Here is a 13,805-nt window from a genome sequence, read left to right on the forward strand (position 1 = left end):
AATGTGATTTGCGTCACATGTTCTGTTTGTGATAATAAAACAAAAAATAAATAGACCTAGAAATACTGAAATGAACTTTTGGGGGTGGGAGGGTGAGCTACGATTCCATTGGTCTCCCGTTTAAATACCGAAGTTTGTCCGACGAATCCGTTGTGGCCGTCTCTGAGTCGGGTGACCATATATTTCTTTCCCGGCGAGAGCTCGATCTGCTAACGGAAAGCCCTGACCAGCTTCCGCTCAATCTTCGGTCGGATTTGAAGGCGCGGTTTTTCCTAAAGTCAAAATTCTCCCCAGGCACCGACTGGTTACTGAAATCAAGGAAGGCGGCGGGGCGCGAGACGGTCGCCGGCGGTCCCTCCCTGCATATCATTGTCCCGACACTTCAATGTGAGCACTCATGCCAGTACTGCCAGGTCAGCCGTGCCCTGGACGACGACACTCATGTCATGTCCAAGGACAATCTGCAGTTGGCATGCCGAACAATTTTTCAGAGTGAGAGCCAGAACCTGACCGTGGAGTTTCAGGGAGGGGATCCGCTGTTGCGCTTTGATCTGGTTTTGAGCGCCATGCAGCAAATCAGCGACATCAATAAAAGCGAAAATCGGAATATACGATTCGTTGTCGCAAGTACCCTGCATCAGCTGACGCCGGACATGTGTCATATACTGAAGGCATTTGGCGCCTATCTATCAACTAGCATCGATGGTCAAGCTCTTCTGCATCAGCGGAACCGACCGATTCCGACCGGTAACGCCTATGAAAGAACCATGGCGGGTGTGACGTTGGCGCGTTCGATCATGGGTGAGGATTCCGTCGCGGCCTTGATGACTACGACGAAGGCATCGCTCGAATTTCCAGAGCAGATAGTGGACGAGTATGTGAGGTTGGGTTTTGGCGAGATTTTCATTCGACCTCTAAGCTCCTACGGATTCGCCAAAAGAAATCAGAAAAGGTTGGGCTATTCTCTTTCAGAGTTCATGGAATTTTACCAAAGGTCCTTTGAGCGAGTTCTGTATTGGAATGACCAGGGCGTCCCCATCAGAGAGGTTTACGGAGCCATTCTCCTGAACAAGATTCTGTCACCTTTTGATTCAGGGTACGTGGATTTGCAAAGCCCCACGGGCGCGGGGTTGGCGACACTGGTCTATAACTATGATGGCTTTGTGTATCCAAGTGATGAGGCTCGCATGTTGGCCGAGTCCGGGGATCATGGGCTGAGGCTGGGACCTATCGGCGAGCCTCTCGACCAGCTTCTCGGTACGTCTGTACAGAAAGACCTTATACAAGCCAGCCTGGTGGAGGAGACCGCCGGTTGTCTGGATTGTGCCTACAGTGCTTATTGCGCACCCAATCCAGTGGACGCCTATGCCCAGCATGGCGACCTTTACGCCTTCCCGCCGCAAACGGAGCATTGCCAGCGACACACCATGTTGTTCGATTTCTACATGGAAAAGATAAAAGACGCTGATATGAAGACGCGTAAAGTATTTCACGAATGGGCCTTCTCCGGGGGAGATACATGAGAAAAACAGCCGCGTCGATTCAGAGGAATACGGCGACCGTGCCTCACAGAGTGGTCGACTTCGGCGATCTGATGTCGGAGTGGGCGCCGGAGCTTCACTTTCTTGCCAGAGCCCATGACCAGCACGAAAGAGAGACAATCGAGCACCTCTCCCGCTCGGGTTTAAACAATATTGGCTGGATTCAGGATGGCCCCGACTTCGAAGATGGCGACCTGATTGTTCCAGCGCACGGCAAGCTGCAAAGTCCGGTTATTTACCGGGAGGGAGACAGGCACCACGCGCTTCAGGTCACCAATCGATGCAACAGTAAGTGCCTGATGTGCTCTCAACCGCCGACGACTCAGAACGACGATTGGATGCTGGAAGAGGCCTATATGGCCGTGAATACCATTCGGAAGATGCCCGATGTGCTCGGCATAAGCGGTGGTGAGCCACTGCTCAATGCGAAGGGGTTGCGGCGACTGATTGACCTGGCGCATTCGAAAAGGCCGGATACTCTCATAGAAGTCTTGAGCAATGGCCGCGGTTTTTATCATGGGGCAATCGTCGACGCGGCCTTGCAGGGCCAATTGGATGGGGTTCGTTGGCTTATTCCGCTGTATGGGCATTGTGACTATCTGCACGACTATGTTGTGCAGTCGGCAGGTGCGTTCGAGGAAACTTTATGTGGGCTTCTTGAGCTTCAGCGCCGGAACCAGCCGATCCAGCTAAGAATTGTGCTCATCAGGCCAGTGTTGGAGGCGCTTTCGGCGCTCTGCCGTTTTATTGGTAAGAATCTTCCCTTTGTTTCCGAGGTGGCTCTGATGGCCTGTGAGCCAATCGGATTCGCCCTCGCTAACAGAGCGATTTGTGAAGTGGATTTGAAAGATTGGCATGGACAGCTGTTAGAGGCGGCCGAGGAACTGGATAACTACCATGTGCCTTATGTGTTCATGAACGCACCGCTTTGTTCGTTGCCTGCAGAGCTTCAACCGGCGGCACATCGAAGCATCTCTGACTGGAAGAACGTATACGACCAGGAATGTCAGAGTTGCTCAATGAAAAACCGGTGCTGTGGTTTGTTCGCTTGGTACGAAAAGGGCTGGCAGCCGACAAAAATACAGGCAATCAAGGAGGTGTACAGTGAAGAAGTTTGTAACTAGCTTGGCGCTTTTTATCGCCAGTGTTCCGGTCTTGAGTGGAAAGACCGCGCTGGCCTCCACATCATTCGATGGTTCAGCATTGCCGGATGGGCAGGATAAAGGGCCCGTTTCATTAAGGCCCCTGAATGATGTGTACGACAATCTTTTTGCCGGGCACCGGTCCCATTCAAGCCACCGTTCGCACTCCAGTCATCGCTCTCATTCCTCTCACTATTCGAGCTCCAGCTATAGAAGCCCGTCTCCGACCTACAGTGCTCCGGCATACAGTGGCAGCGGATCCTCGTCATCCTCCGGATCGACATATTCTTCACACGGTGCGTCAGGCGGCACCGAAACCCACTACAGCAAGCTGCAGATGCAGGTGATGCGTGTGCAGATCAAGTTAACAAGCATCGGTCTTTATAGCGGTCGGATTGACGGAATCCTCGGTCCTGCCACCCGCGCGGCTCTGGAGAAATATCAGCAGCAAAACAGCCTGGCGGTAACTGGCCGTATGACGACCGAGACGATGAATATGCTCGGTATTCCTGCGGTCAATTGATCGCTCGTTTTCAGCGGCGCCTTTGGGTGTGGCCTACTCTTTCTTCGGCGCGGCTTTTTCCAGGGCCATGAGCGTGTCCACGTAGCCCACGAACCGTTCCAGGTAGCCGGGGGCGATGCCCTGCAGGCGCTCCAGGGCGCGCACCACCTGACGGTGGGCGTTGAGGGGGCCGGCGTCGCCGGTGGGGTGGTCCACCGCATGGCGGATGCGCCGGGCGGTGTGCTGGCGGGCGCGGCTGGCTTGCAGGGTGGCCAGGGTTTTCAGTTCCCGGCGCGGGGCGTTCTGGTCGCCGCGCTGGTCGGCGCGCAGGCGCCGGTGCTGGGTGTCCAGCAGCGCCTCCAGGGCGTCGCCGTCCGCGCCGGCGGCGGCGATTTCGCCGTGGTCGCGCAGGCGGTGGGTCAGGTCGGCCAGCGAGGCAAGGGCCGGTTCCGGTTGTCCGGCCAGTCGGCGCACGCCTTTGTAGTCGCCGGCGTCGTACAGGGCCTGAAGGCGTGCTTGGCGGGTGTCGTCTTTCGCCTGGGCGAGCAGTCTTTCCGCCTCGTCCCTGGCCTGGTGAAAAGCCCGTTCGAAGGCCGGCAGGCGATCCGACAGGGTGGCGCCGGCGCCCCGGCGGGCCAGGCTTTCCAGGTAGTGGAAGCGCACCGGGTCGTAGTGCGCCGCACCCTGGTCGCGCAGGGCGTCCAGGCGCTGACTGGCTTCACTCCAATGAGCATCACTCACCGGCGGCATCCTGGCGCGGCACGGTGGTGATTTCCACCCGGCGGTTGCGGGCCCGGGCGTCGTCGTCGGTGTTCGGCGCCACCGGCTGGTTGTCGCCGAAGGCGGCGGCGAAGATGCGTTCCTCGGGCAGACCCTGGGCGATCAGGGTACGGGTGACGGTGAGCGCCCGCTGCGCCGACAGGCCCCAGTTGTCCGTGTAGCGGGCGTTGCCTTTCTGGATCGGCAGGTCGTCGGTGAAGCCGCTGACCATCAGCAGATCATCGTGGGCGGCCAGGTATTTTTTCAGCGGCGTCACCAGGCTTTGCAGCAGCTCTTCGCCGTCGTTCTGCAGCCGGTCGGAATTGAGCGAAAACAGCACGCTGCCGTTGATGCCGATGCGACCGTTCTGGAACGAAATGCGGCCGCTGGCCAGCGGGTCGGCCAGCGCTTCCTCCAGGGCGGCGCGGCGTTGCTGCTCGGTTTCCAGCTTGGCCCGTTCCTCGCGCAGCGACTGGCTGAGATCCAGCTGGATGCCGATCACCCACACCAGCATCAGCACGAAGATCCCCACCAGGGCCGCCATCAGGTCCGAGAAGATCGCCCAGACCGGCGTGGTCTGTACGTCGCCGTCCCGTTCCATCAGCGCGCCCCGTCGCCGTCATCGGACCTGGCCTGGCCCAGTGCCTCGATCACGTCCTTCTGCGCGGCCAGGCTCAGGTCGATCACTTCCCGGGCCTGCTCCACGTAGTAGGCGAGTTGCTCGTCGTGGCGGCTGGCGGACTGCTCCAGGGCGGTCTCGATGCGCTGCAGGGTGTCCAGCAGCTTGTCGTTGGACTCGCCGAACAGGTTCACGGCGGTGCCGAAGGCGTCGCTCAGGCTGGCCACGTCCCGGGCGCCTTCGCCCAGGTCGCCGGCCAGGCTGTCCAGCCGCGCGCTCTGCCGTTCCACCTGGGCGCCGAAGGTGTCGCTGACATCGCGCAGGGCGCCGCCGGCGTCCTGGATCAGCGCTTCCACCGCCTGGCGCTGGGCTTCCGAGGTCTCTCGCTGGGTGGTGAGCAGGGCGTCCAGCTCGTGCATCAGGCGGTGCCGTTCTTCCAGCAGTTCATTGTCGCGCTCGCCGCTGCGCGCCATTTCCTCGCGCAGCCGGGCGATCACCTCGGCGGCGGCCTTGGGGGTTTCCGAGGCGGTTTCGATCAGCCGCGCCAGGGGGGCTTCCAGGGCGGTGCCCAGGTCGGTGAGATGGCGGGCGGCGGTGGCTTCCAGATCGGCCAGCCGTTGCGTGGCCGCCTCGGCGCGTTGGGCCTCCTGGTCGCGCAGCGCCGCCAGGGCCTCGCTGGTGTCCGCCATCAGGGCGTCCAGGCCCTGGCGCTGGCCATCCAGCAGCTCGCCGGTGGTGCGCTGGAAGGCGTCCTGATGACGTTGCAGGCCGGTGTCCAGGGCCTGGAGCAGAGCGTCCTGCTGCCGGCGCTGGCCTTCCAGGCCGTCCCGTTGCGCGGCCTGCCAGTGCTCGGCGCTGTCCTGGAAGCGCCGGTCGTGGGCTTCCAGGGCGGCGGCCAGTTCGGCGATCAGGGCGCTGCCCTGGCGTTGCTGTTCCTCCAGGGCCGCGCGCCAATGCCCGGCGGCCTCATCGGTGCGGGCGGCGAAGTGCTCGGCGGTGCTTTGCAGCTGTTCGCGGTGCTGCTCGGTGAAGCGCGCCTGTTGTTCCCGGGCGTGGCTCACCAGGGCCTCGTTGTCCTGGCGCAACTGAGCGGCGGTGGCCTCCAGGGCCCGGGTCAGGCGCTCGCCCTGTTCGCTGTGGCGTTGATTCTGTTCCGCCAGGCCGTCCCGCCAGGTGTCGCCGAGGCCGGCGGTGACCTGCTCGAAGCGCTCCGCCAGCCGGGCCAGTTGCCGGTCCTGGGCGTCGCGGGCGTCGGCCAGGCCTTTTTGCCAGTGCTCGGCGGCGCCCTCGGTGGTGGCCTGGAAGTGCTCGGCCAGGCCGGCCAGTTGCTGTTCGGTGAGCTCGCCCAGGCGCTGGTGGGTGCGCTCGGCCTGCTCCCGCAGCCCGGCCATGGCGTCTTCCATCACCGGACGCATGCCCTCGGCGGCCTGGCGGGCACCGTCGGCCAGGTGCCGCTGCAGGCTGTCGCCCACCGCCCGGGCCAGGGTCTGGTATTCGCCGCCGATGCGCTCGTGGAAGTCACGCTGGTTGTCGGTGAGGGTGCCGGCCAGCCGCTCGCTCTGGCCGTCCAGGCGCTCGGTCAGGGCGCGCAGTTGCTCGACCACGGCGGGGAACGCCTGGGACTGGTCGCGCAGGGCCTGGAAGGCGTCGCGTTGCTGCTGTTTCAGGGAGAAGGGGCGCAGATCGCGGCTGATTTTGCCGTCCAGGTCGCGGCCCACCAGCAGCCGCTCCCGGCGGCAAAGGGTGGCGCCCAGCCCCAGCATGGCGGAGGCGGCCACGCCGGCGATGGAGGTGCCGAACGCCAGGCTGAGGCCGGCGATGGGCGCCGCCAGGGCGCTCTGGATCGCCTGCAGGTCGCTGCCGCCGTCCAGGGCGGTGACCGCGCCCTGCAGGGTCACGGTCATGCCCACGAAGGTGCCCAGCAGGCCGAGCATCACCAGCAAGCCGGACAGATAGGGCGTCAGCATCGGGCCGGGCAGCGCCGCCGGCTCGCCTTCCACCCGGCGCCGCACCGGGCCGCGCAGGTCCGCCGGCAGGCTGGCCAGCCAGCCGCCCAGGCTCTGTTCGTCGCAGGGCGTGGAGCGCAGGGTGTCGCGCAGCTGGTCGGTGGCGCGGCGGAAGCGCAGCAGCTCCAGAAAGCCGAAGCCGTAGACCAGGGCGATCAGCGCGGTGGCCAGCAGCGCCACCGGCGGGCCGGCGACAAAGCCCAGCCCTACCCAGAGCACCGCGGCGGCGCCCAGAAAGAAAGCGAGTGCAAACAGAAAACGTGTCATGTGCGGTCGCGTACCTCGTTGTACAAAGCGTCCAGCAGGCCGCGCGGGGGTTCCAGGCGGGCCTCCAGTTCGGCGAGCAGCAGCAGCTGCATTTCACCGGTAAAACGGTGCAGCCAGCCCCCCGGCGCCATCCAGGCCGCCGGGTCGTCGGTGTCGTCCTCCAGCAGCCGGCGCTGGCCGTCCGGTTTGAGCGCGTCGAAACGGCGCGCCAGCAGGCGGGGGATGGCGCCGAAGGCGCGGCGGGCATAGGCGGTCAGGGTGGCCTCGAACACGGTATCCAGCTCGGCCAGCTGCGCCGCCGCCGGGCCGGCGTCGGCAAGGGCGCCGCGCAGCCGCACGCGCACCGGCTGCAGGCCGGCGGTGAGCTGGCGCTGACGGGCCACGTAGAACTGCTGATAGGGCTCGTAGTCGGCCACCGGCGCCGGCAGGCCGTTGCGGGTGCCCTGTTGCTCCGGCTCGAAGGCGCGGGTGAGAGCCGCCACCAGCTTGTCGCGGGCCTTGTCCAGATCGCCGCGCAGGCGTTGGTAATCCTTGAGGCCGGCGAAGAAGGGGCCGCTGGCGCGATGGCCGTTGGCGGCGTCCAGGGCCACCGTGTCGGACAGGTCGAACAGGCGCCCCAGCCGTTCCGCGAAGTCGGTGTCCGGCGCGCCGTTCAGCAGCTTCAATTCGGCCAGCAGGCGGGCCAGCCGGCCGCCCGGAACGGAGGTTTGCGAAACGCTGTGCACGCCGTTGCTCATGCTTGCCACCCTGGCCGGATCACGGGCCCGGCGGCGCCGGTTCGGGGGCCCGGCCGGGCGAAGCGGCACATTCTAGGGCCTGTTCCGGGCTCAGGCCACCGCCGGCGTGCGCGGGAAGGCACGGATCCGCAAAGCCAGCAGCAGCGCCACCAGCAGCGCGGCGCAGGTGAAGCCCACCGCCAGATGAAAACCGCCGCTGAACTCGATCAGCCAGCCGGCGATGGCCGGCCCCAGAAACTGGCCGCCGGCGAAGAACACGGTGACGTAGCTGAAGGCGATGGGGATGAAACGCGGCGCCACCTGATCGGTGCTGGCGGCCTGGATCATGGTGAAGGCGCCGTTCATGGCGCAGCCCATCAGCAGGAAGTGCAGGAAGAAAATGAGCAGGCTCTGGCTCAGCAGCGGCAGCCCCATGGCCACCGAGACCACGGCGATGGCCAGGGCCAGGGCGTTGCCGCGCCCCCAGATGTCGGACAGCGAACCCCACAGCGGGCCGCTGGCCACCGACAGCAGCCCGGACATGGCCAGCAGCCAGCCGGCCACGTCGTCGCCGTGACCGGCCTCCACCACATAGCTGACCATGAAGATTGACTGGATGATGTAGACCATGCCGATCACCCCGTAGACGGTGGCCATGGTGATCACCCGGGGATGACGGTAGATGCGCCATTTGTCCGCCGGCGCCGGCCGCTGCGGGTCGTCCACCGCCACCGGTTGCGGGTCGCGCACCGCCACCAGCACCAGCACCACGGTGAGCGCCGCGGTCGCCCCGAACAGGCCCCAGGCCAGCCGCCAGCCGTGCTCGCCGAAGGCGGCGGACAGCCAGGGCACCAGCAGGCCGGTGGCGAACAGGCCGGCGCCCACTCCGGCGCTCATGCAGCCGATCACCAGGCCGCGCTTGTCCGGGTACCAGGTGGCCAGCAGCGACACCATGGGGGCGAAGCAGAACGCGGTGCCCAGCCCCAGCAGCCCCATCAGCGCGATGATCAGCCGGTAGTCCGAGGCCAGGGCCAGGCCGGTGAACGCCAGGGTCAGAATAAACAGGCCCAGGGCCACCGCCCGGCGGGCGCCCCAGCGGCCGGCGGCCACGCCGCCCACCAGCACGAACAGCAGATAGCCCAGGGCGGTCACCGTGCCCAGATTGCCCGCCTGCCGATAGCTCAGCGCCAGGTCCTCGCGCATGGGCGGCAGAATCACGCCATAGGCGAGCCGCGCGAACACGATGGCCACCAGCGCCGTCAGAATGCCGCCGGTCACCATGACGATGGCGTTGGGGCGGTGCGGCGGTGGCGTAACGAGCGACATGGAGGCTTCCGGCAGGGTGGCGGGTCGAACGGGTGCGCTACTTTAGCGCACCGGGCGGTGGCGGCGCATCCGGCGATTTCGGCGCCCGCAGCGCCTTGCCGGGCAGGGCGCCGACGGCGGCGGCCTGGCCGTGGCGGCGGGCGCCGCGCCGGGCGTCCGCCACCAGGCCGGGGATGTCCCGGCCTTCCGGAGTGTGGGCGCGGAAGCGCGCCGGCATGTGCCCCTGCATGGCGGTGGGGTTAAGCCGGGCCGGGTTGAACAGGCTGCGGTAGTAGGTGCGCCATAACGGGTCATCCTGCCGGCGCGCCTCCCGGGCCAGGGCCCGCCAACTCTCCGGGCAGGGGGCGTGGTAGTGGCTGTGTTCGCCGTCGTACCAGACCCCGTCCAGGGGCGTGGCGATCAGCCAGCGCCGGCGGCCCAGGCGATCGGCGAAGTGCTCGCTGGCCCAGGGCAGGATGTCGTGGGCCGGCTCGAACCAGGCCAGCAGGTCCAGGGGCCGTTGCGGGTCGTCGTCGGCCACCGGCTGAAAGCGCAGAAAGGCGTGCAGGTGATGCGCCTCCCGCCGCACCGCCTTGATGCGCCGCTGCAGCGCGCTGCCGTCCCGGTCGCCGGGCAGATGGGCCTGTCGCTCGCCGTGGGCGCCGCGCCACAGCACCCGGTAGAGCAGGTTCCAGCGGCCGGCCACCCGGTAGGGCGCGGCCTGCCGCAGGGCCGCCACCAGCGCCGCCGGTACCCGTGGCGCCGGGCCCTCGCCGGCGTCCGGCGGCGGTGACAGGCCGAACAGGGAAGGGCGGTCCGGCGCCTCCCAGCTCACCGTTTCCGGCGCGGCGCCCTGCCGCAGCAGCGCCCGGGCCTGATCGCGCCAGGCGTCGAAGGTCAGGGCGTCGGACAGAATGCGCACGGCGGCCCCCCGATCAGTCCCACAGGCTCGCCTGCACCGGCGCGTCCACCAGCTGCCGGCGCAGGGCCCCGGAGTCCAGGCCGGCGTCGCGCGGGCGATGGTCGGCGGTGACCACGAACGGCCGCGCCTTGGCCACCACGCAGCGCAGCCGCACCAGATCCTCGAAGCGCACCCGCCGGTGCCGGCGCAGGTCCACCAGCCGCTCGGCGCTGCGCAGGCCGATGCCCGGCACCCGGCCGATCAGTTCCCGGGGCGCCCGGTTCAGGTCCAGGGGAAACAGATCCCGGTGGCGCAGCGCCCAGGCCAGCTTGGGGTCGATGTCCAGCGGCAGCTGTTCGTTGTCGGCGAGCAGTTCGGCTGGCTGAAAGCCGTAGCCGCGCAGCAGGAAGTCGGCCTGGTACAGGCGGTGCTCGCGCAGCAGCGGCGGCGGCCGCAGCGGCACCGTGCCGGGGCTGTTGGGGATGGGGCTGAACGCGGAATAGTAGACCCGCTTGAGGCGGAAGCGGCGGTACAGCTGGTCGGCGGTGTCCAGGATCAGCCGGTCGCTGCTGGCGTCGGCGCCGACGATCATCTGCGTGCTCTGGCCGCCGGGGGCGTAGCGGGGCCGCTTTGGCGAGCGGCTTTTATCCGCCTGGTCCGCCTCGGTGCCGGCGTGGATGGTGCCCATGGCGCGGCGGATGCCGCCCAGCTGTTTCTCCGGCGCCAGATCGCGCAGCCCCCGCTCGCTGGGCAGCTCGATGTTCACGCTCAGCCGGTCGGCGAACCGGGCGGCTTGATCGATCAGCGCCGGGTCCGCCTCGGGAATGGTTTTCAGGTGGATGTAGCCGCGAAAGCCGTGCTCTTCCCGCAGCAGCCGCGCCACCCGCACCAGTTGCTCCATGGTGTAGTCCGGCGAGCGGATGATGCCGGAACTGAGAAACAGGCCGCTCACGTAGTTGCGCTCGTAGAAGTCCAGCGTCAGGCGCGCCACTTCCTCCGGGGTGAAGCGCGCCCGGGGCACGTCGCTGGAGCGCCGGTTCACGCAGTACTGGCAGTCATAGAGGCAGAAATTGGTGAGCAGGATCTTGAGCAGCGACACGCAGCGCCCGTCCGGCGTGTAGCTGTGGCAGATGCCGGTGCCGTTGCTGTTGCCGAGGCCGGCCTTGCCCCGGGAGCCGCGCCGGGGCGCGCCGCTGCTGGCGCAGGAGGCGTCGTATTTGGCGGCGTCGGCGAGCACGGCGAGCTTGCGGGTCACGTCCATGAAACGGGCCTCTGAATACTGTTCATAAGGACAGTATACGGAAGCCAGCGAACGCTTGCATTCGTGACCGGGAAGGTGTGTTCTGAACGGACGCGACGGAGGACACCATGGCCACAGGATGGGCGCCGGAAGGCGCGGTACAGGATCAGATCGACAGCACCGTGGATTCCTCGGTGCAGTACGCCCGCAGCCGTTTGCCGGCGGGCGAGAGCCTCACCCACTGCGAGGAATGCGGCGCGCCGATTCCCGAGGCCCGCCGCCAGGCCCTGCCCGGCGTGCGCCTGTGCGTGCCCTGCCAGAGCGAGCACGACGACGACCTGCGTTCCGAGGGCTACAACCGGCGCGGCAGCAAGGACAGCCAGCTGCGCTGAGCCCCCTGACTGGCTGTAGGAGCGGCTTCAGCCGCGATCACCCGGGCATCTCCGGCACGGCTAAGAGCGGCTACGCCTACACCACGGTGGCGGCGTGGCGGCCGGCGTTGCGGCCGGAGAAAATACAGCCGCCCAGGAAGGTGCCCTCCAGCGCGTTGTAGCCGTGGTAGCCGCCTCCGCCGAAGCCGGCCACTTCGCCGGCGGCGTACAGGCCCGGTACCGGCTGGCCGTCGGTGCCCAGCACCTGGCCGTCCACGTTGGTGTGCAGGCCGCCCAGGGTCTTGCGGGTAAGAATGTGCAGACGCACGGCGATCAAAGGGCCGTGGGCGGGGTCGAGCATCTTGTGCGGTTTGGCGGCGCGGAACAGCTTGTCGCCCAGGTAATGACGGGCGCCGTGGATGGCGGTGATCTGCGCGTCCTTGGCGTAGGGATTGTCCATTTGGCGATCGCGGGCGGCCAGTTCCGCGTGCAGTCTTTGATAGTCGATGCGGTGCTCGCCGGTGAGCCGGTTCATGCCGTCCACCAGGGTCTTGAGATCGTCGGCCACCACGAAGTCCTCGCCGTGCCGCTTGAACGCTTCCACCGGCGGCGGCGCGCCCTTGCCCAGGCGGCTCTTGAGCACTTCCTTCCATTGTCCGGAGGTCATGTCCGGATTCTGTTCCGAGCCGGACAGGGCGAATTCCTTTTCGATAATCGACTGGTCGAGCACGAACCAGGAGTAGTCGTGGCCGCTGCGCAGGATTTCCTTGAGCGTGGCCAGGGTGTCGTAGCCGGGCAGGCAGGGCGCCGGCAGGCGGCGGCCGTTGGCGTCGAACCACATGGACGAGGGCCCGGGGATGATGCGGATGCCGTGGTTGGGCCAGATCGGGTTCCAGTTCTTCAGCCCCTCGGTGTAGTGCCACATGCGGTCGCTGTTGATCACCGCCGCGCCGGCTTCCCTGGTGATGGCGATCATGCGGCCGTCCACATGGTGGGGCACGCCGGAGACCATGCTGGCCGGCGGCTCGCCCAGGCGGTCCCGGGGCCAGTATTCGCGCACCAGATCGTGGTTGCCGCCGATGCCGCCGGAGGTCACCAGCACGGCGCCGGCCCGCAGTTCGAAGTCGCCGGTCACGTCCCGGGAGGACCGTTCGCCCCGGGCCACCGTGCTCGGCGCCAGCACCTCGCCGGCCACGCCGGTGACACGGCCGTCGGTGGTCAGCACCCGGCTGACCCGGTGGCGGGTCTTGAGCGTGATGCGGCCTTTGTCCATGTGGTCGCGCACGCGCCGCTCGAACGGTGCCACCACGCCGGGGCCGGTGCCCCAGGTAATGTGAAAACGGGGCACCGAATTGCCGTGGCCGGTGGCGGTGGAACCGCCCCGTTCCGCCCAGCCCACCACCGGAAACCAGCGCATGCCCTGGCCGTGCAGCCAGGCGCGCATTTCGCCGGCGGCGAACTCGATAAAGGCTTCGGCGGTTTTGCGCGGCCAGTGGTCCTCGGCGCGGTCGAAGCCGGCGCTGCCGAGCCAGTCCTGCAGGGCCAGCTCGGCGCTGTCCTTGATGCGCATGCGTCGCTGTTCCGGACTGTCCACCAGGAACAGGCCGCCCAGGGACCAGTGCGCCTGACCGCCCAGGGAATTCTCGCCTTCCTGGTCGACCAGGGTCACGGTCTTGCCGGCGTCGGCCAGTTCCGCCGCCGCCACCAATCCCGCCAGGCCGGCGCCCACGACGATTGCATCGCTGTTGTTGTTCATGATGATGCCCCGGAGGTGGTGAAGTCTTAAACCTAGCAGGTTTCTGGCACCATCGTCAGGGTTTGCCGTCAGGGCTTCAGCCAAAGCCGGGCAGGGCGCCCTGGCCCCCGGCCAGGCGGCGTTCGTGATCGAGCAGCCATTGTTTGCGCTCCAGCCCGCCGCCGTAGCCGGTGAGGGTGCCGCTGGCACCGATCACCCGGTGGCAGGGCACGATGATGCCCAGCGGGTTGCGGCCATTGGCCAGGCCCACCGCCCGGGCGGCGCCGGGTTTGCCGAGCCGTTGCGCCAGCTCGCCGTAGCTGGCGGTGTCGCCGTAGGGGATGTCCAGCAGCGCCCGCCACACCGACTGCTGGAAGGCGCTGCCCGAGGGGGCCAGGGGCAGGTCGAAGACGCGCAGTTCGCCGGCGAAGTAGGCGGCCAGTTGCTCGCGGGCGGCGCGGAAGGGGGCGTCGTCGCGGCGCCGGTCCCGTTCCAGCGCCGGGCGGTGCTTCTGCGCGTTCATGTACAGGCCGCTGAGTGCCTCGCCGTCGCCCAGCAGCAACAACGGGCCCAGCGGGGAATCGGTTTCGCTGTAGAGAAGGGCGGTCATGGCGACTCCGCGATCAGTGTCCGGGAGTGTCAGACTAACCGGGGCGGCGGCGCCGTTCTCGCCCTTTTCGGACCTGGTGTCCGGGCGTTCG

General features: G+C 66.8%; 13 protein-coding genes. 4 read left to right on the forward strand and 9 right to left on the reverse strand.

What is annotated here, in order from left to right:
• The first annotated feature begins 92 nt into the window (after positions 1-92).
• The 3 genes from hxsB to hxsA are packed head-to-tail and all read left to right on the forward strand — an operon-like array spanning position 93 to position 3,206.
• Positions 93-1,523, forward strand: a complete 1,431-nt coding sequence (gene hxsB, locus IM760_RS15480; protein ID WP_204431089.1) for a His-Xaa-Ser system radical SAM maturase HxsB — start codon at positions 93-95, stop codon at positions 1,521-1,523.
• The gene (gene hxsC / locus IM760_RS15485) at positions 1,520-2,665 is read left to right on the forward strand and encodes a His-Xaa-Ser system radical SAM maturase HxsC (RefSeq protein ID WP_204431091.1); all 1,146 of its coding nucleotides are present in this window, start codon (positions 1,520-1,522) and stop codon (positions 2,663-2,665) included. Before hxsB ends, hxsC begins: the two co-directional genes overlap by 4 nt.
• On the forward strand, positions 2,646-3,206 hold the full coding sequence (hxsA, locus tag IM760_RS15490; RefSeq protein WP_204431093.1) for a His-Xaa-Ser repeat protein HxsA: 561 nt from the start codon (positions 2,646-2,648) through the stop codon (positions 3,204-3,206). The genes hxsC and hxsA overlap by 20 nt, the downstream gene beginning before the upstream one ends.
• A 33-nt stretch (positions 3,207-3,239) precedes the next feature.
• Here hxsA and IM760_RS15495 read toward each other — a convergent pair whose 3' ends face one another.
• From IM760_RS15495 to IM760_RS15525, 7 genes are all read right to left on the reverse strand, one after another.
• Complete coding sequence (locus IM760_RS15495; protein WP_204431094.1) at positions 3,240-3,926, reverse strand: DUF2894 domain-containing protein; 687 nt, start codon at positions 3,924-3,926, stop codon at positions 3,240-3,242.
• On the reverse strand, positions 3,919-4,545 hold the full coding sequence (locus tag IM760_RS15500) for an OmpA family protein (protein WP_204431095.1): 627 nt from the start codon (positions 4,543-4,545) through the stop codon (positions 3,919-3,921). The genes IM760_RS15495 and IM760_RS15500 overlap by 8 nt, the downstream gene beginning before the upstream one ends.
• Complete coding sequence (locus tag IM760_RS15505; RefSeq protein WP_204431096.1) at positions 4,545-6,836, reverse strand: DUF802 domain-containing protein; 2,292 nt, start codon at positions 6,834-6,836, stop codon at positions 4,545-4,547. Before IM760_RS15505 ends, IM760_RS15500 begins: the two co-directional genes overlap by 1 nt.
• Positions 6,833-7,573 carry a DUF3348 family protein gene (locus tag IM760_RS15510; protein ID WP_204431097.1) on the reverse strand — a complete coding sequence of 247 codons (741 nt, stop codon included), beginning with the start codon at positions 7,571-7,573 and terminating at the stop codon, positions 6,833-6,835. The genes IM760_RS15505 and IM760_RS15510 overlap by 4 nt, the downstream gene beginning before the upstream one ends.
• Before the next feature lie 90 nt (positions 7,574-7,663).
• Positions 7,664-8,878, reverse strand: coding sequence for an MFS transporter (locus tag IM760_RS15515; protein ID WP_204431098.1), 1,215 nt, complete (start codon positions 8,876-8,878; stop codon positions 7,664-7,666).
• Positions 8,879-8,915: 37 nt separating this feature from the next.
• The gene (locus IM760_RS15520; RefSeq protein WP_204431101.1) at positions 8,916-9,779 is read right to left on the reverse strand and encodes a TIGR03915 family putative DNA repair protein; all 864 of its coding nucleotides are present in this window, start codon (positions 9,777-9,779) and stop codon (positions 8,916-8,918) included.
• 13 nt (positions 9,780-9,792) lie between these two features.
• Positions 9,793-11,019 carry a putative DNA modification/repair radical SAM protein gene (locus IM760_RS15525; protein WP_204431103.1) on the reverse strand — a complete coding sequence of 409 codons (1,227 nt, stop codon included), beginning with the start codon at positions 11,017-11,019 and terminating at the stop codon, positions 9,793-9,795.
• A gap of 107 nt (positions 11,020-11,126) precedes the next feature.
• Between IM760_RS15525 and IM760_RS15530 the strand changes: the two genes are divergently transcribed.
• Positions 11,127-11,390, forward strand: a complete 264-nt coding sequence (locus IM760_RS15530; protein WP_204431109.1) for a DksA/TraR family C4-type zinc finger protein — start codon at positions 11,127-11,129, stop codon at positions 11,388-11,390.
• 76 nt (positions 11,391-11,466) lie between these two features.
• Here the strand turns inward: IM760_RS15530 and IM760_RS15535 are convergent, their stop codons facing one another.
• On the reverse strand, positions 11,467-13,125 hold the full coding sequence (locus tag IM760_RS15535) for an FAD-binding dehydrogenase (RefSeq protein ID WP_204431116.1): 1,659 nt from the start codon (positions 13,123-13,125) through the stop codon (positions 11,467-11,469).
• 76 nt (positions 13,126-13,201) lie between these two features.
• Positions 13,202-13,714: a methylated-DNA--[protein]-cysteine S-methyltransferase gene (locus tag IM760_RS15540; protein ID WP_204431117.1), complete on the reverse strand. Its 513-nt coding sequence runs from the start codon at positions 13,712-13,714 to the stop codon at positions 13,202-13,204.
• Positions 13,715-13,805: the final 91 nt, after the last annotated feature.

Source organism: Alloalcanivorax marinus, assembly GCF_016906305.1.
Lineage (GTDB): Bacteria > Pseudomonadota > Gammaproteobacteria > Pseudomonadales > Alcanivoracaceae > Alloalcanivorax > Alloalcanivorax marinus.